Raw genomic sequence first — 24373 nt, forward strand, 5'->3', positions numbered from 1 at the left:
AACTGTAAAGATTTTTTTCGTTATTCTCATTCACTCCTTAATAAGGAAACGATTACATATGTCTTTTTAACTATTGTTTAACAGAACCAGCAATACCTTCAATGAAATAACGTTGCATTAGAATAAAAATAAACATAACAGGTAGGAGCGAAATTGTGGCTCCAGCAGCCATTCCAGTCCAATCGGTTGAATATTGCTCTGTAAATGCTGTCATACCAACTGCTAGAGTTCTTAGATCAGGCTTTGTAATCGTTAACACAAGTGGTACTAAATAAGAACTCCATGTCCATATAAATTGCATGATAATCGCAGTTGCAAATACAGGTTTTGCAGTTGGCAGGATCACTTTGAAAAATGTCCCTAAAAAACCACAGCCATCCAGCATGGCAGACTCTTCTAATTCTTTTGGCACTTTTGCAAAGAATGACGCAAATAATAAAATAAATAACACATGTGCGCCCGATGATTCAGCGGCAATTACCCCTAATAATGAATCATTTAATCCTAATAAAACCATAAACTGATACAATGGAATAATCGTATACCCTTTAGGAATAAAAGAAAACCCTATAATTATTCCAATGATAACCTTTCGCCCCGGAAATTTAACTCTGCCAAGTGCATATCCTGTTAGACAGCTCAGTACCACAACAATCAGAATGACTGCTATAGTAATTATCACAGTATTTAAAAAATATCCTTCAAAATTAGCTACCTCCCATGCCCTGGAATAATTCTCCCACTGAAACACCTCTGGTATGGGATTAATACCAGAACTTAAGAAGGTATTATTCGTTTTTAAAGAAGAGAAAACCATCCATACAAAAGGATAAATCCAAACAATCCCACACAATATTAAAAGAATGTGTAAAATTAAATGAGTAATACTTCTCGATTTCATGTTTGTATCCCCCTGTTCCATTTAATGAGATTATTTCTCCTCCTTCGATTCATACCCCAGCCAATCGCAGCGAATACTGCTGTTATCAAAAAGACAAATAATCCTAAAAGTACACCAGCTGCAGAAGCAAAACCGGTCCGAGCTCCTCCTCCTACAGAAGCAAATGCATACCTGTAAATATATAGCTCTAATGTCTCAGTAGAATAATAGGGGCCACCATTAGTTAATGTTTTTACAAGGTCAAATACGTGCATACTGCTAGTCAATGTAAGAAGTAAAATCGTAAATCCAATAGGTGCCAATAAAGGTAAAGTAACATATCTTAACCGCTTCCAATACCCTGCTCCATCGATTTGTGCTGCTTCATGTATGTCTTGAGGAACTGTTTGTAGACCAGTTAACCAGTAAATCATTGTAACACCAATGTTTTTCCAAGAACCGACCACAATCAGTAAGATCATTGCCAGAATCGGGTCTAATAACCATGATATTGGTTGTTCTATAATACCTAGAGCTAATAAAAGCTGGTTTACTGCTCCCTGGGTACCAAACATAGTTTGAATAATAATCCCAACAATTGCAGCTGTAGTGACAACCGGAAGAAAATAAAGCGTTCGATAAAATCCTTTCGCTTTAAATCTCGGTTCGTTTAAAATTAATGCCAATATTAAACCAAGTACCACTGAGACAGTAGTAAAACCTATAGCATAACTAAGAGAATTTTGAAAAGCATTCCAGAATTCAGGAGTTTGAAGTAATTCCTTATAATTAGCTAATCCAATAAAGTTTTCTAACTTCTCCAACCCGTTCCAGTCATAAAAAGAATAAACATAACTCATTATTATCGGGTACATAGAAAGACCGAAGAACCAAATTATCTGCGGCATCATAAAAATATAAGCCCATATATATCTTTTTCTATTCATTGAGAGAGGCTTGCTATTCTTATACTTATCAATTCTTTTATCATTCAAGGTTTTGGCTCCTCCCTTTATGTTATTTCCGAAGTTCATTCATTTACTTATCTGGATGAATAATCTTCTTCCACATAATCCTGTCCTGGGGTCCAATTCTTGAAGATATAATCCTCCATCGACACTTTCCCATTGGATTGCTCGATTGCTTCCTTAAGAGCTTTATTGTTATCGTCAGTCAACTGCTGAAGCGTGCCCTCCAAATCTTCTACTTGCCCTGTTAAATAACCATTAATAATTGTATCCAGTCCTTCTTTTGGAGCCATTTCACCATGTTCCTGATTTACCTTTATCGTTTCTGGGTTAACCTTAGTAGGATTTGGTGCCACTACCATTACTTCATTCATAATTTCGGCTATATCATTAAACTGTGCTAGATTCGATTCAGTTGTTCCGACATGATCTAGTTTTAAAGCAGGTGCGGAAGTTCCACTTTCTACAATGTAATCATACATATGATCAATCAGAAAATTAATAAAGAGTTGTACCTCATCCCAGTTTTCTGTATATTTTGAAACCGTAATCATTTCTGGGGTTGCCTTTTCACCGTATTGTACACCTTCACCATTTTTGGTTGGTAACTTTGCAACTCCGAAGTTTTCCAACCCGCGATCTTTCAGCTGAGCTCCTACATAATTCCCAGCAAACATAAATGCAGATTGTCCATTAGCAAACTGGGTGTAGACATCTTGTGCCCCTAACTCTAAACTTTGAATGGACATTATGTTATTATCGAGCATCGTTTTATAAAATTCAGCTGTTTCGATTACACCTTGTGTTGCAAAGTTAAACTCACCTGTAGTCCAGTCTCTTTCTGTTTCTGGTGTAATAGCTTTTGCCATTTGTAAAGTTACATCGGAGATTAGCCATCCTGCTTGCATTCCGACCAATAAACCATATTTTGTTCCATCTGATTTTTCATAAACCTCTTCCCCTATTTCCATAAACTCTTTCCATGAGTCAGGTACTCTTGGTTCAATACCAAGTTCCTCCAACAGATCCTTATTGTAATAAGTCATAAAAGCACCATGAGAAGGGGAGAATACTGGAAATGCATATACTTTATCGTCCATTACGGTTTGTCCCGATTCAAATGATCCAGTTACAAATTTTTCTTTTACTTCATCTGTAAATACTTCATCCAGCGGCCGAATCTGATCCGCAGCTACAAGTTGTGGTACACCATATCCTCCACCAGTTGTAAAAATATCCGGTAATTTATTTTCTTGAACGGCTGCTTGATATTGCTGTTCTTGAGATTCAACCGGCAGATTTTCAAGCTCCACTTTAATATCTGGATACTCTTCTTCAAAAGAAGTGATTATTTCAGGAAGATAGACATCTAGTCCTGAAAGTCTATTCCACATCGTAATGACAGTTTTTCCATTTTCATCTGCACCCGTATTTTCGTTTTCTTGGCAGCCAACTAAAAAGAAAGAAATGAATAATAAAGAATAAACCAACTTATGAAGCGATTTCATTTTATTACCTCCTTAATTATTCTTACAGGCTCCTCACTTATCTTTCTGCTAAAGAGCCATCTTCATTTCGCCAGATGGGAGCTCTATAATTGTGACCTATTTTTGCAGCCTTACGTACTTTTTCTTCGTCAATGTCAATCCCCAAACCAGGTCCTTTTGGTATTTCTACAAAACCGGCGTGATAATCAAATACGGATGGATTTTTTAAATAATCTAATAAATCATAGCCAACATTATAATGAATGCTCTTACTTTGCTCTTGAATAAATGCATTTGGTGTACACGCATCTAATTGTAAAGAAGATGCTAAAGCAATGGGTCCGAGTGGACAGTGTGGAGCTACTGCAATATCATAGGCTTCTGCCATTGCAGCAATTTTCCTTGTTTCTAAGATTCCACCTGCATGTGACAGATCTGGCTGGATAATGTCTACTACACCTTCCGAAATTATGTTTTTAAAACCCCATCTTGTATACATTCTTTCTCCGGTTGCTATTGGAATGGTTGTATGTGTAGCTAACTGCTTTAATGCCTCATTATTTTCAGGTAAAACCGGCTCTTCGATAAACATAGGATGAAACGCTTCCATTTCTTTCATTAATGTTTTTGCCATTGCTTTGTGCACTCGACCATGAAAATCAATAGCTATACCAAAGTCCACTCCAGTAACTTCTCTTACTGCTGCTAATCTCTCAACAGCTGCTGTTACTTTTGAATGAGAATCAATATAATTAAGCTCTTCGGTACCATTCATTTTAATCGCTGTGAAACCTGCATCTAATCGCTCTTTCACCGCCTCCGCTACACCAGATGGACGATCTCCTCCTATCCAGCTGTAAACACGGATTTTATCCCGACATTTCCCTCCAAGGAGTTCATACACAGGAGCATTATAGTATTTCCCTTTTATATCCCATAAAGCCTGTTCAATCCCAGATACTGCACTAGAAAGAATAGGACCTCCTCTATAAAACCATCCGTGTGTCAGAACTTGAAAATGATCTTCAATATGCAACGGATTTTTGCCAATTAAGTAGTCGCTTAGTTCGTTTACTGCTGTTCTTACAGTCTCAGTCTTTCCTTCTACAATGGGTTCTCCCCAGCCTGTTATCCCTTCGTCAGTTTCTATTTTTAAAAAAAGCCATCTAGGTGGGACTTTAAATAACTCCATATTTGTAATTTTCATAAATACCTTCCTTGTATAATGTTTAATTTTAATTATCTTTATCAGATATGTTTTTAACCAATGTCTCTTCTACGCTATTCAAGTGTTCGAGCATTTTCTTTTCTGCTTTATCAACATCCTTTTCCGATAGAGCTTTTACTATTTCTTTATGTTCTCCAATAGATTTTTCCATTCTTCCTGGAATTTGTAATGCTTCCACCCTTACCTCCTTCATTAAATCTATTAAATTATACATTATTCTAAATAAAACGGAATTTCCTGATAATTTCGCAATTAACAAGTGGAATTTTTGATCAGATGAAGATATATCAAAATATTTTTCCTTATTATTGATGTATTCCATATCCTTTTCTATAAAACTATTAAGTTCATTAATGTTGTCATTTTGAATATTGTTAACTGCCCATTTTACACTTTGAGTTTCTAATAATTTCCTTATTGCAAATAGTTCAATTAATTGATCATTTTTATTAAAAAATGAAGCTGCCCATTGCTGAATAGATTCTGTATCACTTGACACAAATACACCCTGCCCATGTTTGATCTGTACATAACCTAAAGAAGCTAAAATCTGATATGCCTCTCGCACTGTGTTTCTGCTGACATTAAGAATCTCTGACATTTCTCTTTCGGAAGGCAGCTTTTCTCCTTGAGTTAATTCTTCATTTATAATCAGATTCCTGATATAATCAACGACTTTTCTTGAAATTGTAGTCTTTTGAAAATTAATAGATTGGAACATGCTTCTCTCCCTTTCTCATACAGCAAATAACGGAGATTCTCCGTTAAGTACCTTTAACACTTCATCAGCCACAAGAATAGAAGTTCTCACTTGTGATTCCTCCGTTAATCCTGCAATATGCGGAGTGAAAATTGCCTTGTTATTAGTCAATAACTTATTATCTTTGGCAGGTGGTTCAGCATTCAGTACATCTAGATAAGCACCTGCAATATAATGACTATCCAACGCAATATTCAAGGCATCTTCATCAATAATTCCACCTCTTGAAGTATTAATAAGACAACTACTACTTTTCATTAATTTTAAAGTTTCTAAGTTAAACATATTTTGTGTGGATTCTAATAACGGAACATGTATGCTTACGTAATCAGATTTGGTAAGGAGTTCATCTATAGAAGCTAATTGTATCCCAGTTTCTGCAACCTGAAAATCGTAAGAAGAACGAAATGGATCATACCCTAATACCTCTAATCCAAAAGGAAGAGCTCTTTTCGCTATTCGGTGGGCAATTTCCCCAACACCGACTAAACCCAATGTCTTACCGTATACTTCATAACCTGTATGATGTCTTCTATCCCAGTTCCCCTGTTTAACACTAATGTCTGCCTCATATAAATTTCTTCTGAAAGATAGGATAGCGCTCATAACATACTCTGCAACTGAGATGGCATTGGCATTTTGAGCATAGACAACTGTTATTCCTTTTTCTTTGCAGGCTTGAATATCTATGTTATCTAAGCCTACTCCGAGTCTTCCAATCACTTTTAGACGTTTTGCCTTTTCTAGCAGTAATGGGGTTATTTTCGTTTGATTACGGATAATGATTCCATCAACATCTTTAACCTTTTCGTGTAATTCTTCATGTTTATTCCATAACGAATCATCATAGTAGACGTCAGCAATCTTCGTCAAACGATCTAACCCGTCTTTCCATATCAATTCAGTAACTAATACTTGCAAGAAACCCCCTCCTTCTTCCACATAATCATCCAGTGAACGAGTGGCCCAACCACTATACCATTTTTATTAATTGTAAATGGTAATTATGCCATTTACAAGAAAAAAACATATTAATTTTATTTATAACAGTTATCTAGAATCCAAATAGTTAAGATTCGCAAGCTTCTATTACTCTTTCAGCTGGATTTATAAGAATCAGTAATTACACTTATAATCAAATAAAATAACTCTATAGCTACACTTTGTGCTACTGTGATTATCATATATTATGTTAAGTCAGGGGGGGAACGAAAAATTGTTACACTCGTTACGTAAACAAATTCGAACATTGCCAAAGGGAGTACTACTCACCTCCATTTTAGCCATTATTTCTACTATTCTAGCTAGACTACCTTTTTTAACTATTATGGGAGTCATGATACTGTCGATTTTTATGGGAATGATTTGGCGAAGGTGGTTTGGAGTTCGTAGTGAATTAGAACCAGGAATTACTTTTAGCACGAAATCTTTGCTTAAGCTAGGAATCATTTTGCTAGGGGTAAGACTTGACATCTTTCAAATATTTGAAGATGGGTTTTCTATTATATGGATTAATGTAATCGTTATCCTATTTACCTTAACAACAATCTTCTACTTAGGTAAACTACTTTCCCTAGACAAACAAATTACCACATTAATTGCTGTAGGTACTGCAGTTTGTGGCGCTTCTGCCATTATGGCTGTCGCACCTTTAATTAAAAGTAATAAACAAAACACAGCATTAGCTGTTACTTGTATTTCCATAATTGGAACCATTGCAGCAATAAGTTATATACTAATATTCTCCATTTTCAACATTAATTCTATGGACTTTGGAGTGATGGTAGGCGCTACTCTACATGAAGTATCACATGTAGCAGCAACTGGTGCATCTACGAGTCAAATTAGTTATGATACAGCTGTTATAGCGAAACTTGGAAGGGTTGCACTACTTATACCAGTAGCAATAGTTATTGGACGTTTATTCCAAAGAAACGCAATAAAGGATTCTACTGTATACCGCGATAAATTACCTATACCATGGTTTATTTTCGGCTTTCTAGGAATGGCAATGATTAATTCAGCAGGCTGGATTTCAGACTCAGTAGCTGATATTTTGATACTTATCAGTTCCTTTTTAATCTCAATGGCTATGGCAGGAATAGGTTTGAACGTGGACTTCAATGATCTCAAAAAAGCTGGAATTAGACCTGTTTTTGTATCTATCGCTGGATATATTTCTTTATTAATACTAGTATTGGTATTAATTCAATTATTTTAAGATATAAAAATGGGAGGGCTTGATTTGAATTTTGAACACCTAAAAGTATTTTATACTGTTGCAACAAAAAGGAATTTTTCTGAATCAGCCAAAAACCTTCATTTATCACAACCTTCCGTAAGTTCGCAGATTAAACAACTTGAAGCTTCTTTAGGAGTAGTACTGTTTAACAGATCTACAAAAAAAGTGTATTTGACCCCAGAAGGTGAGCTTCTTTTTCGTCACACTGATCAAATATTAAAATTAGTAAATCAAACAAAAAATGAGATTGCGTTAATGTCTGAAAAAATGAATGGTAATCTTGAAATAGGGGCTAGCTTAACCATTGCAGAGCATATTCTTCCTAGATTGCTAGGTTTCTATAAACAACAATTCCCACAGGTGAAAGTACATTTAAAAGTATACAACTCCGAAATAATCGTTGAAAAATTGCTTAATGAAGAGATAAATCTAGGCTTTATTGAATCAATGGTAAATTACCCCCATTTAAATCAGGCAGCTTTTATGGATGATGAATTAGTTCTCATTGCATCTCGCTCATTTTGTGATGATAAGATTGGCCATAAAGACCAAATTAGCCCTGAAGAATTGTTTTCACTTCCTCTAATATTAAGAGAACGCGGTTCTGGAACAAGACAAGTCATCGAAGAAAAATTAATTCAGAATCAACTTAACCCAGAGAATTTGAATGTTATTTTGGAATTAGAAAGTACAGAATCAATAAAATCCGCTGTGGAAGCAGGATTGGGAGTATCACTCATCTCAAAATCTGCCATTTCAAAAGAACTAAAACTGAACACACTTAAGGAGTTATCTATAAGTGGTATTCATCTAAGTCGGAACTTTTTTAGTTTGTATCAAGAAAGAAATCTTACAGCTGTGAGTGATTCCTTTCTTACGTTTATCAAAAGTTATTTCTAATACTTTACTATAATTAGCTTAAAGAAAAAAGAAGAGCTAAGCATTTACTTTTCAGAACTACACATAATTGGTAATAGCATTATAAAGTGAGACTTCCATCAGTTGGGGTTTTACGGACTATCAGCACCGTAATAAAATAATTATCTGATGTATTTTTTGCGATAGGCGCTTGGTGAGAGACCTTCGACTTTTTTAAAAATCCGACTGAAATAAGATATATGTGAAAAGCCACACTTTTCTGCGATATGCTCCATACTTAAATTAGTTGTTACAAGTAGCACCTTTGCTTGATCCAATCGTACCCGGTTAAGATACTCTATCGGTGTACAATTAAACACCTCCTTCATACATCTTGCAATATGATTGGGATGATAACCTAAAAAACTGCCTAAATCTTGATAGCTAATTTTTTGCGAAAGTTGATTTTTCAAATAGCCTGCAGCTTGCTCTGCAATAATTAAATCATGAGAATTTGTTTGATGTGTTACATTTTGACTAATTTGAAATAATAGCTGTTGAAATAATAATTGTTTATGCCACTGATTTTCCGAAGAAAGAATTTGTTCACATAAAGGAATAACTACTCTTTCATTGTGAATACGACTATATTTAGGCAGCAAAAAAGAAAAAGGCTTTTCTTTAAAAGGGCCACTGTTACTGTAATCCTTTATCCTGAATGTATTATGATTCATATCCGACCATTCTTCTGGCTGAAAATGCATCCAGAAAAAATGGGTTTTGTCTTTGCACGGCTTTACCGAAAAATGGTGGCGATCCGGATAAAGTATAAGAATATGTGCCCCTTCTACCTCATATATATTCTCTCCCTCTCCCATTTCTAAACAACCCTCTGTAACTAATAATAAATCAAACACACCAATATGATGGCGATCAGGATGGGTCATTCCTTTTATATATGTATCTTCACCAGCTTCGATAAAAGTTGGCAATGGTGGTGCTTTTATTTGTAGCATTCTATCTCTCCTCTATTGTTTAGATAATACAAATTATTGTTAGAATTTTGCATTCACTTTCTTTGATTATACCATTAGACTAATCATACACCATGTTTAAATATGAAAAATATTCGAGGAGGATTGGATAAATGAATTCACTTAAGGACACTGTCTTAACTTCTTTACACTTAGGGAGTATTAAACCTAAAGGGTGGCTGCGGGAGCAATTACAAATACAAGCTAACGGATTTACTGGTCACTTAGATGAACATTGGGAAGATGTTGGCCCTAATAATGGTTGGCTAGGAGGAACTGGAGACAGTTGGGAACGGGGGCCATACTATTTAGATGGCCTCCTTCCACTAGCCTATCTTTTAGAAGATAACCAGCTAATTGAAAAAGTACAACCTTGGATCGAATGGACACTAAACAGCCAGCAAGAAGATGGCTCTTTCGGTCCTAATAATCTGATTCAATTGAATGAGGTTTTAGGTGACAATCAGGACTGGTGGCAGGAAGCGATTATGCTCAAAGTATTAACACAATACGAAGAAGTTTCAAAAGATGAACGAGTTATCCCTTTTTTAACTCGTTACTTTCAATATCTTCAAAACGCATTGGATCAATATCCTTTAAAAGAATGGATGGAAGCAAGAGGTGCAGATTTATTACTAAGTATTCATTGGCTGTATGAACGAACAGAAAATCCTGAACTTCTTACACTCGCTGAAAAAGTCCGCCAGCAAACTACCGATTGGAGCTCTTTGTTTGAAAAGTTTCCTTTTTGGCGTAAACAAAACCAATGGGATCATCGGACACATGTTGTAAATGTTGCGATGGGAATTAAAACACCCGCTGTCTTTTATCGACAAACGGATAACGAATGGGAAAAGAATGCTGTCTATAAAGGTATAGAAAGCTTAATGACCTATCATGGGCAGGCACACGGCATGTTTTCTGGTGACGAATGGCTGTCTGGTACACACCCAAGCCAAGGCGTGGAATTATGTGCGGTTGTTGAATACATGTATAGCATGGAAAATTTAATCAGAATACTTGGGGATGGTAGTTTCGGTGATATATTGGAAAAGGTTGCTTTTAATGCTCTTCCTGCAGCTATTTCCCCAACTTGGGACTCACATCAATATGATCAACAAGTTAATCAAATCTTATGTAATAGAGCACAGCGTCCTTGGGTAAATGCACCTGATTCAAACATGTTTGGTTTAAAACCTAATTTCGGTTGTTGTACTGCAAATATGCACCAAGGTTGGCCAAAATTTACTTCAAGTGCCTGGATGGCTACAAATGATGGGGGATTAGCAGCTATATCTTATATCCCTTGTCAAACAACGACAACAGTTGCCGATGGAACACCTATTACATTAAATATTGATAGTCAGTATCCTTTCCGGGAGAATGTTAACATCAAAGTACACGTAGAAAATAGCGTCCATTTTCCTTTGTATTTACGTGTTCCAAATTGGTGTAAGCATATGCTTATAAAAGTTAATGGAAAAGAGCAATACTATCGTACAGAAAATCAATTTGCCATCATCGAGCGGCAATGGTCCAATCTAGATACCGTTGAAGTAATTTTACCAATGGATATCATGTTCAATGATCACAATAATGGGGCTGTTAGTGTCCAACGTGGTCCATTAGTCTATGCGCTTTCGCTTGGAGAACAATGGATTTGTATGAACAAAAGAGAAAGATTTCATGATTGGGAAATATACCCTAAGAAAGCTTGGCAGTTTGGACTAATGCGTCAATCGGAGTTCCTAGTCAAAGAACAAGCTATCAATAAGCAACCGTTCGATTTGGACGCACCAATTAAAATTCTTGCCAAAGGAAAGCAAATAAGTAACTGGTTAATGGAAAATAATTCTGCAGGTGAACCGCCACTTAATCCAGAAGTATATAGCCATGCTTACGAAGAAAATATTGAGCTAATCCCTTACGGATGTGCAAGATTACGAATTGCAGAATTTCCTACTTTGAATAATTAATCATGTTACTTTTAACTATTGATTTAGTCCAGATTTTTAAATTTTGGGCTATCGCCAGTATTAAAATTAAATCCCCGTATCATTTTTACGTTGATACGGGGATTCTGTTATAAACGATTGTTCCCCATTAAACAACCGTTCTTTTATACCCTTATTCACTAAAATTTTTGTAATATATCAGATTATCCGTCCACTCACCAAACTCAAAAATAAATCCTTTTCTTTTGCACTCAAACTCCATCCCTACACTTTCAGCTAAATTCTTAGATGGCGCATTATCCAGATTTATATGGGCCTCTATTCGGTGCAAATTCAATTCACGAAACGCGATATTCAAAGCTTCTGTCACCGCTTCTTTACCATAACCCATTTCTCCAATATTGATTGTGAATAGTGTAGCCAATCCTTCCCCACTGAAACTCATCTCTTGCAAAAATGGAAAAGTCCACCATCCCTAAATGAATACCTTCTTTTTTTCTAAATATACCAAAGATATATCCATCATCTAGTAAAGCTAATTTCCGATGTTTATCCACCAGATTAGAAAACCATTCAACGGTACATTCACTCATATCGATTTTTCCTTTATCATGCCTGTGTTGAGATGGAAATCTATTTTCAAATTCATTCAGCCAATTCTCGTAATCTTGTTTCGTTAAGGGTCTTATAACAAGTCTTTCTGTTTCTGAAGTAATTTCAAATTTGTTGCTACTTAATACCAATGTGACATCTCCTTTTAATTAATCTTTCGAAATTTTCTAAATTGGCATTTTCAATTAAATATTTCATCATAAGACATCACACCTTTCCGTTTATATTCTCAATCTAACTATAACATTAATTTATAGGAGAGACTCGCTTTTTATACCATTCTGTTATTTGACTTGATTATACCATTCAAGTGCCTTACCTTCTATTTCTTTTGCCATAGATTCTTTTCCATTTATGTATGATTCAACGTCATAAGGAAATTGTTGTGCCAAACTCTCTTTTAAGTCACCATATCTCTTCTTTTCATGCGGATGATTTAGTAAATAATCTCGAAAAGCCAAGTGCCGCTTTATTTCAGAGCTTCCCACCTGATAAATATGAACATGGTGAGTACGATTGTCTCCACCTTTTTGGAAATACCTTCGTCCTGTGATACCGTTTTCGCCTTTAGGGTTATAACCAATCTCTTGCATTGCTTCATTGAATTTACCTACGTTAGTAATGTCTTTCACGATAGGCATAATATCGATGATTGGTTTCGCTTTTAAACCTGGAACAGAGGTACTCCCAATATGGTGGATGGTTACCATTTCTTTATTAAAAATGGTTTGGAGCTTTTCAACCTCTTTCTTAAACATTAATCGCCAATCTTTATTATATGGACACACTTCAACTTTCCTCATAAATTTCTTCCCTCCTAACCTATTGTATGTTTAGGGTAGTTCTAGGGGCAAAACTCAGCCTTATTATTCCAAATCTTGCGATAACCGAATCATATCCCTACACCAAATCCCATTCTCAAAAATAACTTCCTCATAGTTTCTTACAAAAAAATCACGATCTACACTTGTAATCCTGAATCCACATTTTTGATATAGAGCTAACTGTCCGATACTGGAATTGCCTGTTCCTACTTCGATAGTTTTATAGCCATTTACTGTTGATCTTTGAATCGCATCCATGATTAATTGTTTTCCAACACCTTTTCCTTGCTCATGCTCAAAAACAGCTATATTGATTAATTCTATAGTATCTTTTTTTGTAGGGAGCAGAATATATACTCCCATTATTTTATTATTTCTCTCAGCTATATAACATTCTCCGCGTTTCAGATATTCCTCTACTAATATTCGGGAAGGATCAGCCAACAATAATAACTCTATTGGAGGTATTTCATTTCTATTTAACTTTCTAATTTGCATTGTGTCTCCCCCTTTTAAAAATTCATTATATGCTATTCAATATTAAATCATTTTTAGATCCTTCGCATTAATTACTCCACTATACATTCGAAGAACAATAAAGTATGTACCGCCTTTTTTTATATTCCGTTTCTTCACATAGATGCAGCATGAGTGCTGAACCTTCCTAGGTTTATGTTTAGTACAAATTGAAATGGGTAGAGATTTGTAGATTACGAAATATTTAGAGCTGAATACAGGAGTTGATTAAATGAAGGCTTCAGAAATATTGATTGAAATGCTTCATGATTGGAACATTCATCATGTTTATGGTTACCCAGGAGACTCAGTAAATAATTTTATAGAAGAGCTACGTAAATCCAAAAACCGTATTCGCTTCATTCAAGTAAGACACGAAGAAGTAGCTGCACTTGCTGCGTCAGCAGAAGCGAAACTTACAGGAAACATTGGAGTTTGTGTCTCTATTGGTGGTCCAGGTGCCATTCATTTATTAAATGGTATGTATGACGCCAAGGAAGACAATGCTCCAATGGTGGTTATTACAGGACAAATTTCACATCATTTACTAGGTACGGACAATTTTCAAGAGGTCAATTTGGAAAGGTTATTTGATGATGTAGCTGTTTTTAATCGACGGATTACTTCAGGTGATCAAATGGCTCCTTTAATAAAACAAGCATTTAGAGAAGCTTCGAATAAAAAAGGTGTAGCAGTCCTTACAATACCTGATAATGTGTTCAATGAGTCAATCAAAAAAACCGCCTTACGTTCATCTATTACATCTGATTATAATCTTTTTCCTGATAAAGAAAGCATCAAACAAGCTGTTTCACTCATACAAAAGGCGGAGAAACCAGTTATCTTGGCAGGGAAAGGAGCTCTCGAATCAAGAATAGAAATAGCGGAATTTGCTGAAAAGGTTGCGGCGCCAGTTGTTGTCTCCCTACGAGGTAAAGGACTATTGCCGGATGAACACCCATTAAATATAGGGAACTTAGGCCAAATAGGTACAAAGCCGGCCTATGAAGCAATGCAAGAAACAGATTTGTTGTTATTAATCGGAACAGCTTTTCCATATAGAGAATTTCTCCCAGAAAATGTTCCGGCTATTCAACTTGATATAAATCCAAATAATATAGGTAAATGGTATCCAGTGGATGTTGGATTAATTGGGTCAGCAAAAGATGTATTATATAGATTTAATGAACAGCTCTCCTATAAAAATAACCGTGAATTTCTTAGAGCTTGCCAGGAAAATATGAAGAACTGGTGGAAGCATATCGATGAAATTGTTACGAATAAAAATAAAAATCTTCAAGGACCAGACGTAATCCATTCATTAAACCAATATATCGAAGATGACGCAATATTATCTGTCGATGTAGGGAATGTAACATCTTGGACAGCTCGCTTTTTAAGAATGAAAAACCAGCAACTCATCATCTCAAGTTGGTTAGCTACGATGGGGTGTGGTTTGCCAGGTGCTATTGCTGCCAAATTAAAGGAACCAAAAAAGCAAGTCATCGCAATTTGTGGTGACGGAGGTTTTTCAATGGTAATGCAGGACTTTTTAACGGCTGTAAAGTATCAATTGCCAATTATAGTTATTATTTTCAATAATGAAAAAATCGGCATGATTAAATACGAACAAGAATTGCTCGGAAACATTCCCTATCAGACAGATTTAGAATATTTTAACTTTGGAAAATTTGCTGCTACTTGTGGTGGAAATGGTTTTCAAGTCAAAAGCACGACAGAGTTGGAAGAAGCATTGCAAGCATCGAAAAATCAAAACTTACCTACTATTATTGATGTAGAAATCGAAGATCGTGCCCCATTACCGGGAAAAATAGAATGGGATCAAGCCCTTTCTTACTCCAAACATCTTTGGAAAAAATTGAAGGAAAATGAAGGAGAATGGGATATGCCTTCACTTAAAACCATTCTTAAGCGGTTATTTTAAGGAGTTTTGGTAAAATGAGAAATTTTAAATTTATTCTTTCTCTAACGACTTTGATTAGTTTTCTAAGTGCTTGTGACATTCGGGTACTAAATCCTAAAAGTGAGACAGCTAGTACACAAACCGATTTAATTTATTTTAGTTTTATGATTATGGTGATAGTTTTGATCACTGTATTTGCAATGCTTTTTCAATTTGTTCGAAAATATCGTGACAAAAATAATAATAATGACATTCCAGAACAAATCAAGGGAAATAAAAAACTTGAATGGACATGGACAATCATCCCAATATTGTTGCTTACTATTTTAGCGGTACCAACCGTTTTGGCAACTTATTCACAATCGCCAAATGGTAAGGATTATGAAAGAAATAGTAAGGATGATACAGTTCATATTCAAGTAGAAGCTGAGCAATTTTCATGGTCATTCATTTATGATAACGGGAAGGTCTCTCGGGATAAGTTGTATCTTCCAAAAGATAAAACGATTGTATTTCATCTGCAATCAAAAGACGTCATTCATTCCTTTTGGATTCCATCTTTAGGTGGAAAAGTGGACGTGTTGCCACATAAAGAGAACACGATGGAAATTAAAAATATGGTAGAAGGAACGTATCAAGGAAAATGTGCTGAATTTTGTGGTACAAACCATACAAGGATGAGATTTACAACACATGTAGTCTCTGACAATGCATTTAGTAGTTGGTTAAATAAAAAATAGAACAATCTAGAGATAAGTTTCAAAAGTGAAAGAAGGGTTTATATGAATATTGATCTAACCAATTATAACTTATATCAGAATTCAGATGTTATTGCTGCCTGGATTTTTTCACTTATACTTGGAGGTTGTCTATTCCTCTATCTAACCAAAAAGAAAAAATGGGGTATGTTGTTAGAGTATATTACAACATCTAATCATCGTAAAATAGGAATTATGTACTTGATAAGTGGTGTCATTTTTTTCTTTAGAGGCGGTATGGATGCTTTACTCATTCGTACACAACTTGCTGCACCTCAACTAGATTTCTGGGTATTTCAACAAGATAAATATAATGGCTTGTTTACAACACATGGAACCATGATGATCTTTTTTGTAGCAATGCCATTATTGATTGGATTAATGAATGTTGCCGTACCGTTGCAAATTGGAGCAAAAGATTTAGCTTTCCCTATTATGAACTCGCTAAGTTTTTGGCTATTTTTTAGTGGTGCAATTTTATTTAACTTGTCCTTTTTTTTAGCGACACCGTCAAATGCCGGTTGGACCGCCTATGCTCCATTAAGTACGGATACTTTTACTGCGGGTCCTGGTAACAGTTTTTACATATTCGGTATCCAGATATCCGGTTTAGGGACACTGTTAACAGCAATTAATATGCTTGTGACCATTATCCGTTTCAGGACTCCAGGAATGAAACTGTTTCGAATGCCTTTATTCACATGGAGTACTCTAGTTACTTCCGTCTTGATTATTATTGCATTTAGTGCTTTATCTGTTGCGTTGTATTTACTTATGTTTGACCGCTTATTTGGAACTAGCTTTTTTGGTGCAAATGAGGGGAATCCTGTATATTGGCAGCATTTATTTTGGATATTTGGTCATCCCGAAGTATACGTTTTAGCACTGCCAGCTTTTGGGATATTTTCAGATGTGATTTCAACTTTCGCGAAAAAAATTATTTTTGGTTATGCTTCCATGGTTTTATCGATTATTTTAATTGGGTTTTTAGGATTTATGGTATGGGTTCACCATATGTTTACCGTTGGTTTAGGGCCTATGGTCAATACTTTTTTTGCTATTACAACGATGATGATTGCTGTTCCTACAGGTATCAAAGTATTTAACTGGTTATTTACCATTAAAGGTGGCAGGATCCAATTAACCGTACCGATGTTATTTGCGATTGGCTTTATCCCATCCTTTGTCATGGGGGGTGTAACTGGTGTTATGCTGGCAGTTCCTGCAGCCGACTTCCAATTTCATGACAGTTACTTTGTTGTCGGGCATTTTCATTACACCATACTTGGGGCAACTATTTTAGGTATCTTTGCCGGTATTTATTATTGGTATCCTAAAATAATAGGAAAAAAATTAAATGAAAGATTAGGTAAGTGGCATTTTTGGCTCTTTATAATTGGTTTTCATTTAACCTTTTTACCGATGCATTTTTCAGGTCTTCAAGGGATGCCACGTAGAGTATACACTTATGCTCCAGGAGATGGTTTGTTTTTATTTAACGCAATCAGTACAATCGGGGCGTTTCTTATGGGAATAGGAATGGTGTTTTTTGCCTGGAATATTTTTAAAACGCATAGATCACAACAGGATGTTATAGCTGACACATGGGATGGCCGTACCTTGGAATGGTCAGTCTCTTCCCCACCAACAGAAAACATATTTACACCTGCACCAGTCGTGGGTAGCTTAGACCCTTTCTGGAAAGCTAAAATGAACAAAGAGTCCTTATCAACTACTAAAAATAGTAGACCTGAACCGATTTCAACAACAAGTGTTTTACCAAGTATACTTGCTACACTATTGTTTTTATTTAGTATAACCATGATTTATAAATGGTTTATGGCAAGTTTAGCCATAGGTTTGGTAACTCTTGCAACGATGATTTATATGTCCTGGAAGGATAAGAGAATAGAAGTTTATGAGAAAAGGAATATACGTAAAGAAGATCTAATGACTTTATTTAAGGACAAACGTCTAGGGTTTTATCTGTACTTAGTGATAGATGCAACCATGTTTATCATCCTATTTGCTACCTATTTTCTATTTACACCTGCAGGTACAGATCCACATCCATCAGAAGTATTTGAAGCTAGGACAATTATTATATCTTCACTATTTCTATTATCAAGTAGCTTAACGCTTCATTATAGCGAAAAAGGTATGTCCAATAAAAATTACAATAAGTTTTACATTGGTATTCTCTTAACCTTTTTACTCGGTATATTATTTATTGGCTCAGAAGTTCATGAATTTCTCAAATATTGGAAGGAAGGCTATACGATTTCAAAAAATGGATTTCTTTCGTCTTTTTATGTGTTAGTAGGATATCACGGGGCGCACGTTCTATTTGGATTAGGCTGGCTCTGTCAGTTATTCATTCAACACAAAGTGAAAAAAATTCCAGATTTTCTCTATCATGAAAAACAAACAATCTTTCAATATTATTGGCATTTCGTAGATATCATCTGGATTTTAATTATTTTAATTGTGTATTTACCATATATACTATGATGGAGGTAAAAGGCATGACTGAAAATTGGATTATAATTACCTTAGTTGCTTTGTTTATTTTTATAATTATTTTCCCAGGTTTATTTTTATTTCGAATCTATATACATGATGTTAAACAGGAAGAACATTCTGTACTACAAAACTATCCAGTGTTAGGAAAAATGAGATATATTTTAGAAAAGATGGGGCCAGAACTGAGACAATATCTATTTAATAATGATCGGGAAGGCAAACCTTTTAACCGAAAAGAATTTGAATTTGTTGTTAAAGCAGGCAAATATAATACTAGTATGATGGGTTACGGTGCGGAACGAAACTTTGAAAAAGATGGGCTCTATTTAGTTAATAACATGTTTCCTAAAAAAACAGAAGAATTGAAAATCGAACAATTACCGAAGATTAAAACACGACTTTATGAAATTGATCAAGAGCAGCTCTTTAGTCGAAAAGAACATCGGAATAATACAGAAATTTCTCCTGCATATTTACCGAATGAGGAGTGTGTCGTTTTAGGAAAACATACACGTCAGCCATTTCGTTTAAAAGGGATCATTGGGCAGTCCGCCATGAGTTACGGTTCATTAGGAGAACATGCCATTTCTGCTTTATCCATGGGCTTAGGAATGGCGGGCGGTTCATGGATGAACACTGGTGAAGGAAGTATTTCAGCGTATCATATGAAAGGTGATGTCGATATCATCATGCAAATAAGCCCAGGCTTTTTTGGTGTGAGAGATAAAGATGGTAATTTCTCATGGGAAGAGTTCAGCAAAAAAGCTAATATTGAACAGATCAAAGGATTTGAATTAAAGCTGGGGCAAGGCGCAAAAACCCGTGGTGGACATGTAGATGGATCAAAAATAACCGAAGAAATTGCTGAAATTCGCAAAGTAGAAATTGGGAAAGATATCAACAGTCCAAACCGATTTCCTGGCATAGACACTGCGAAAGAGCTTCTTGAGTTTCTTGATGAACTGAGGGAATTTAGTGGGAAACCAATAGGGATAAAAATTGTAGTAGGTAATGAAAATCAAGTGGATCTATTAATCTCAACAATGGCCGAAATTGATATCGTTCCTGATTTCATTACAGTAGATGGCAGTGAAGGTGGTACCGGAGCATCGTATTATGCACTAGCTTATTCCGTTGGTTTACCGGCATTCTCCGCTATTCCTCTGGTAGATGAATACCTTCAAAAATATAAACTAAGAGATCAAACAAAAATAATTGCTTCGGGCAAATTATTGACACCTAATAAAATCGCAATGGCGTTATGTTTGGGAGCGGATCTTATTAATGTTGCGAGAGGTTTTATGATCAGTATTGGCTGTATTATGTCACAGGTTTGTCATACCAACACATGTCCAGTTGGAGTGGCTACTACGGATAAAAAATTGCAAAAAGCTCTTTCCATCGAAGAAAAAAAGTACCGTGTAGCCAATTATCTTGTAACTTTAAGACAAGATTTATTTGATTTAGCAGCGGTTGCAGGCTTAGACAGTCCAACAAAATTCAGACGAGAGCACATTGTTTATCATTCAATGTTTAAAGAATATTCTATACGAGAAAAGAAAATAGATAGTTACTAAAATTCTAAAGCACCAATCTCCTATAGAAAGATGGTGCTTTATTTATAAGGGAAAATTAAATTACTTTTCTGTACAAACTATATAGCTTATTACATTATGTCTTTCTTTTTTTAATCCGCCCTATTCCAAGTACTCTTGCTTCTTCTCGTAATGCCTTCAATAGGCTAATCGCCATTAAAGCGATAATGACAGAAAACGGTAATGCTGCAATAATCATCATATTTTCTAATGCTTGAAGACCGCCTGTATATAGAAGCACTATTGCTATTGCAGATAGTAAAATCCCCCATGTGAATTTGATTTTATTGCCGGGAGAGTGTGACCCATTTGTTGTCATCATACTTAATACATATGTTCCTGAATCAGCAGATGTAATAAAGAATGAGCCAATTAGCACGATTGCAATAATAGATGTTAGTAGGGGCAATGGATAATGCGAAAAGACGCCAAATAACGATTCTTCTGCAGATAAGCTTGATATTTCAGCAATACCATTATGTTCTAGTGAAATTGCTGAACCTCCGAAAGTTGAGAACCATAAAAAAATAACGATTGAAGGTATTAGTAGTACAAAAAAAACAAATTCCCTAATACTTCTACCTTTAGAAACCCGGGCAATAAAGATTCCGACAAATGGTGCCCATGCAATCCACCAGGCCCAATAGAAAATTGTCCATCCATTAATCCAGCCACGAATGTCTTCGTTTAAAGGTGCAATTCTAAAGCTCATCTGTGGTAACGTTTGAATATATGCACCAATCGTATTAGTGAATAAATTTAAAATAAATAACGTTGGACCGAATAGAAACATAAGCAAAAATAAAACACCGGCTAAAATCATATTAGCGTTGCTTAATATTTTTATTCCTTTACCTAATCCAGACCATGCCGATATTAAAAATAGTACTGTAACAATGGCAATAATAATAAATTGTATCCAAATACTTGTAGATAGTTCAAATAGATATGACAAACCACCATTGATTTGAACTGCTCCAAATCCGAGCGATGTTGCAACACCCAAAACAGTTGCCAATACAGAAAAGATGTCAATAGCTTTACCTGTATTCCCTTTCACCTTATCACCGAAAATTGGCTGTAAAGTTGCACTTATTAAACCCAATTCATTATGTCTAAAATGAAAATATGCAATTGCTAGAGCAACGATGGCATATATAGCCCAAGCATGAATCCCCCAATGAAAAAAAGTAAATCTAAGTGCATCCTTTATAGCTTGATCCGTGCCTATTTCACCAGTAGGCGAACTAATTGCATAATGACTAATTGGTTCTGATGTGCCATAAAAAACAAGCCCTATCCCCATTCCAGCACTAAATAACATAGCAATCCAAGTCGGCCTAGAAAATTCCGGTTTTTCATCCTGATTTCCAAGCTTAATACGACCAACAGGTGAAATTAATAAATATAGACAGATAACAAGAACAACCGTGACCAGTATAAGATAATACCATCCAAATGCATCAGAAAAGAAAGCCTGAATATTTGATGTGATCTTGTCTAATGCGTCAGGAATAATAATTCCGGCAATAACGAGCAAAGAAAGTATACATATTGATATGTAAAACACTACATAACGTTGTTTCATTAGATTACCCCCTACATGTGTTAACGATATATATTAGTATTCTCTTTTTTTCTTATTTAATGTAAAAAGTAGCTAATCTTTATGGTAGCTATGTTACATATGATCTTTTCTCATTTATTATTGATTTTTATTGTTAAATCGTAAAATCATGGCTTGTTGGGGATTCCCTAAATGAATCGAAAATATATAGATGTCGAAAACCAGTAAAAATTTTATTAACAACGAAAAATGCCCCCTAAAGTAACGAATCTACTTAAGGAGAGCATCTTAAACAGTTGGATAATTCAATTCCTACCTATTAATGATTATCATTAGCTCTAAATGATAATTTATATTTTTTTTCTTTTTCAACAGGAAATTCAAATAAACAAGCATCTACTTCCGTCAATGTATGATGGTTAATAGTAATTTCTAATGGGTAGGGTACTCTAATACGACAAACTCCAGATTTAATTGAAATAATATTAGCATAGACTAATTGATGATTTTCCCATTTTAATTCTAATTCATAACCGCCTCTTGTTTTCAATCCTTTCACATATCCATTTCTCCAAGCTTCAGGAACAGATGGTAGCAAATAAATTTCCCTATTTTGACTTTGAACGATCATTTCTGCGATTCCAGCAGTTCCTCCGAAGTTCCCATCAATTTGAAATGGGGGATGGTTATCAAACAAGTTTGGTAAGGTAGAAGACTTTAAAAGCGCAATAACATTTTCATTAGCTTCCTCACTCTTTTGTAAGCGTGCCCACATATTAATAATCCATGCTCTACTCCAACCAGTATGTCCTCCACCATGTTCTAATCTTCTATTCAAGGTAACTTCTGCCGCTTTTGCTAAATCAGGAGTAGTCGTTGGTGAAATTTGATTACTTGGATGAAGTGCAAATAAATGAGATATATGGCGGTGACCAGGTTCTGCTTCATCATAATCTTCCAACCATTCTTGAATTTGCCCATGTTTACCGATTTGTATTTGCGGTAATTTTGATCTTAAGTTGATTAATTGTTGACGATAATCTTCATCTATATCTAATAATTCACTTGCTTCAATACAACTAGAAAAGAGGGCGTAGATAATTTGACTGTCCATCGCTGGAGCTTCACACATGTTACCTTTCTCGCCATTTGGTAACAAATATGTGTTTTCTGGTGAAACTGATGGTGTTGTAATCAATAATCCCTCTTTATTCTCCATGAGAAAATCTACAAAGAATAGCGTCGCTTCTCTCATCGTTTCATATGCTTCTTTTAAGTATTCGATATCACAAGTATATTCATAGTGCTCCCACAAGTGTAAGCAGAGCCAAGCTGCACCTAAAGGCCAATAGCTAGCAGGTGGATAAATATCTTGTGGTGCTGTATCTCCCCAAATATCTGTATTGTGATGCGCGGTAAACCCTCGACAGTTATACATTTTTTCAGCAGTTATTCTGCCTGATTTCCTCATCTTTTCAATATGATTTAATAAAGGTAAATGACATTCGGATAAATTACATACTTCTGCTGGCCAGTAATTCATCTGAGCATTAATATTGATCGTATACTTACTATCCCATGGTGGAATCATTAAATCATTCCAGATACCTTGGAGTGTAGCAGGTAAGGAATTCGGTCGGCTCGAGGCAATCATTAAGTATCGACCAAAATGAAAGTATGTACTGATTAGGCCTAAATCAGTACCTCCTTGTTTTAAATTTCCTAACCTTTCATCTGTAGGTAAATCTTCATGCACATCAGTATGATCTGCAATATCTAATTCTACTCGATTGAATAAATTTTGGTAATCTTCGATGTGTCGCTTCTTTAGCATATCGTAATCGTTTAATATGTTGTTTTCTATTGTTTGCATACACTGCTCAACAGGATCACTATATCTAAATGAAGTTGCTGCAGTAAGTAAAATGGTTGCTGCACTCGCCCCATTGACACATATTCGATTACCAATTGTTCTTAATTCACCGTCTTCTACTATTACTTTTACTAATGCTGAAAATGCGATCCCATCTTTTCCACCTGTTTCTCCTAACATCACAATACTAGAATCCGAAAGTTGTCTTGTGGTATCTAAATTTCTAGTATTGCCTCTGTCTAAATGAAGCTGAAATGATAGTTCATTCAATTCCGTAGAGGTAAGACGCATCACCAATACTTGATCTGGATAACTCGTGAAACATTCTCTTTGATATTCATTGTTATTAGATCTAATAGTAGTTTTTGCAACAGCTGTGCTTAAATCCAGTTCCCGATAATATTCACTATGATTTTCCATATTTTCAAAATTTATATTTAACTCACCTAATGGTTCATAATGACGCTGACTTTTTGGAGTACCCGAAAAACTTAATTTTGCCAATTCTTCCGCTTCCTTTAATCGACCATCAGCTAACAGTCCTCTTATTACTTGCAAATTAGCTAGGGCATCCGGATTTAATCTATCACGTGGACCCCCATACCAAACAGAATCTTCATTTAATTGGATTTTTTCATTCTCTACCTGTCCAAACACCATACCACCAAGTCTACCATTTCCTATTGGTAATGCTTCATTCCAATTATTAGCTGGATTTTTGTACCATAGTTTTTTATTTTTAGAATTCATATTTAACACCTCAAATTAG

At 35.3% G+C, this 24373-nt stretch carries 18 protein-coding genes and 1 pseudogene; 7 read left to right on the top strand and 12 right to left on the bottom strand.

What is annotated here, in order from left to right:
• Nucleotides 1-70: 70 nt before the first annotated feature.
• From ACTWP4_RS14615 to ACTWP4_RS14640, 6 genes are read right to left on the bottom strand one after another with little or no spacing between them, the layout of a single operon-like run.
• A complete protein-coding gene (locus ACTWP4_RS14615) occupies nt 71-901 on the bottom strand; it encodes a carbohydrate ABC transporter permease (protein WP_443129518.1) in 831 nt (276 codons plus the stop codon).
• Nucleotides 898-1875: a carbohydrate ABC transporter permease gene (locus ACTWP4_RS14620; protein ID WP_443129519.1), complete on the bottom strand. Its 978-nt coding sequence runs from the start codon at nt 1873-1875 to the stop codon at nt 898-900. Before ACTWP4_RS14620 ends, ACTWP4_RS14615 begins: the two co-directional genes overlap by 4 nt.
• A gap of 47 nt (nt 1876-1922) precedes the next feature.
• Nucleotides 1923-3356: an ABC transporter substrate-binding protein gene (locus ACTWP4_RS14625; RefSeq protein WP_443129520.1), complete on the bottom strand. Its 1434-nt coding sequence runs from the start codon at nt 3354-3356 to the stop codon at nt 1923-1925.
• A 37-nt stretch (nt 3357-3393) separates the two neighbouring features.
• Entirely contained in the window at nt 3394-4542 is a 1149-nt protein-coding gene (dgoD, locus tag ACTWP4_RS14630; protein ID WP_443129521.1) for a galactonate dehydratase, read from the bottom strand.
• Nucleotides 4543-4570: 28 nt separating this feature from the next.
• Complete coding sequence (locus tag ACTWP4_RS14635; protein ID WP_443129522.1) at nt 4571-5284, bottom strand: FadR/GntR family transcriptional regulator; 714 nt, start codon at nt 5282-5284, stop codon at nt 4571-4573.
• Between the two features lie 15 nt (nt 5285-5299).
• Nucleotides 5300-6244 carry a hydroxyacid dehydrogenase gene (locus tag ACTWP4_RS14640; RefSeq protein WP_443129523.1) on the bottom strand — a complete coding sequence of 315 codons (945 nt, stop codon included), beginning with the start codon at nt 6242-6244 and terminating at the stop codon, nt 5300-5302.
• A 295-nt stretch (nt 6245-6539) separates the two neighbouring features.
• Here ACTWP4_RS14640 and ACTWP4_RS14645 point away from each other — a divergent pair, with 295 nt between their 5' ends.
• Both ACTWP4_RS14645 and ACTWP4_RS14650 read left to right on the top strand, forming a co-directional pair.
• Entirely contained in the window at nt 6540-7544 is a 1005-nt protein-coding gene (locus tag ACTWP4_RS14645) for a YeiH family protein (protein ID WP_443129524.1), read from the top strand.
• Nucleotides 7545-7568: 24 nt separating this feature from the next.
• Nucleotides 7569-8465 (top strand): selenium metabolism-associated LysR family transcriptional regulator, encoded by an 897-nt coding sequence (locus ACTWP4_RS14650; protein WP_443129525.1) that lies wholly within the window; start codon nt 7569-7571, stop codon nt 8463-8465.
• Nucleotides 8466-8605: 140 nt separating this feature from the next.
• On the opposite strand, the gene ACTWP4_RS14655 is transcribed toward ACTWP4_RS14650, so the two are convergent.
• Entirely contained in the window at nt 8606-9439 is an 834-nt protein-coding gene (locus ACTWP4_RS14655; RefSeq protein ID WP_443129526.1) for a helix-turn-helix transcriptional regulator, read from the bottom strand.
• A gap of 131 nt (nt 9440-9570) precedes the next feature.
• Between ACTWP4_RS14655 and ACTWP4_RS14660 the strand changes: the two genes are divergently transcribed.
• Entirely contained in the window at nt 9571-11433 is a 1863-nt protein-coding gene (locus ACTWP4_RS14660; RefSeq protein ID WP_443129527.1) for a beta-L-arabinofuranosidase domain-containing protein, read from the top strand.
• A gap of 151 nt (nt 11434-11584) precedes the next feature.
• Here ACTWP4_RS14660 and ACTWP4_RS14665 read toward each other — a convergent pair.
• The 3 genes and pseudogenes from ACTWP4_RS14665 to ACTWP4_RS14675 all read right to left on the bottom strand — a co-directional run bounded on the left by ACTWP4_RS14665 (nt 11585) and on the right by ACTWP4_RS14675 (nt 13346).
• Nucleotides 11585-12155 (bottom strand): annotated as a pseudogene (locus ACTWP4_RS14665) (GNAT family N-acetyltransferase).
• A 153-nt stretch (nt 12156-12308) separates the two neighbouring features.
• Nucleotides 12309-12827, bottom strand: coding sequence for a GrpB family protein (locus ACTWP4_RS14670; protein WP_443129528.1), 519 nt, complete (start codon nt 12825-12827; stop codon nt 12309-12311).
• Between the two features lie 63 nt (nt 12828-12890).
• Nucleotides 12891-13346 (bottom strand): GNAT family N-acetyltransferase, encoded by a 456-nt coding sequence (locus ACTWP4_RS14675; protein WP_443129529.1) that lies wholly within the window; start codon nt 13344-13346, stop codon nt 12891-12893.
• Nucleotides 13347-13596: 250 nt separating this feature from the next.
• On the opposite strand from ACTWP4_RS14675, the gene ACTWP4_RS14680 reads away from it, so the two are divergent.
• From ACTWP4_RS14680 to ACTWP4_RS14695, 4 genes are read left to right on the top strand one after another with little or no spacing between them, the layout of a single operon-like run.
• Entirely contained in the window at nt 13597-15309 is a 1713-nt protein-coding gene (locus ACTWP4_RS14680) for a pyruvate oxidase (RefSeq protein WP_443129530.1), read from the top strand.
• A gap of 14 nt (nt 15310-15323) precedes the next feature.
• Entirely contained in the window at nt 15324-16028 is a 705-nt protein-coding gene (gene coxB / locus ACTWP4_RS14685; RefSeq protein WP_443129531.1) for a cytochrome c oxidase subunit II, read from the top strand.
• A 42-nt stretch (nt 16029-16070) separates the two neighbouring features.
• The gene (locus tag ACTWP4_RS14690; RefSeq protein ID WP_443129532.1) at nt 16071-18557 is read left to right on the top strand and encodes a cbb3-type cytochrome c oxidase subunit I; all 2487 of its coding nucleotides are present in this window, start codon (nt 16071-16073) and stop codon (nt 18555-18557) included.
• A gap of 14 nt (nt 18558-18571) precedes the next feature.
• A complete protein-coding gene (locus tag ACTWP4_RS14695; RefSeq protein ID WP_443129533.1) occupies nt 18572-20146 on the top strand; it encodes an FMN-binding glutamate synthase family protein in 1575 nt (524 codons plus the stop codon).
• Between the two features lie 94 nt (nt 20147-20240).
• Here the strand turns inward: ACTWP4_RS14695 and ACTWP4_RS14700 are convergent, their stop codons facing one another.
• Together ACTWP4_RS14700 and ACTWP4_RS14705 are read right to left on the bottom strand one after the other, a co-directional pair.
• On the bottom strand, nt 20241-21752 hold the full coding sequence (locus tag ACTWP4_RS14700) for a glycine betaine uptake BCCT transporter (protein ID WP_443129534.1): 1512 nt from the start codon (nt 21750-21752) through the stop codon (nt 20241-20243).
• Between the two features lie 298 nt (nt 21753-22050).
• Complete coding sequence (locus tag ACTWP4_RS14705; RefSeq protein WP_443129535.1) at nt 22051-24354, bottom strand: glycoside hydrolase family 95 protein; 2304 nt, start codon at nt 24352-24354, stop codon at nt 22051-22053.
• Nucleotides 24355-24373 lie beyond the last annotated feature (19 nt).

Origin of the sequence: Gracilibacillus sp. D59 (assembly GCF_052246695.1) — a bacterium.
In the GTDB taxonomy this organism is placed as follows: domain Bacteria; phylum Bacillota; class Bacilli; order Bacillales; family Amphibacillaceae; genus Gracilibacillus.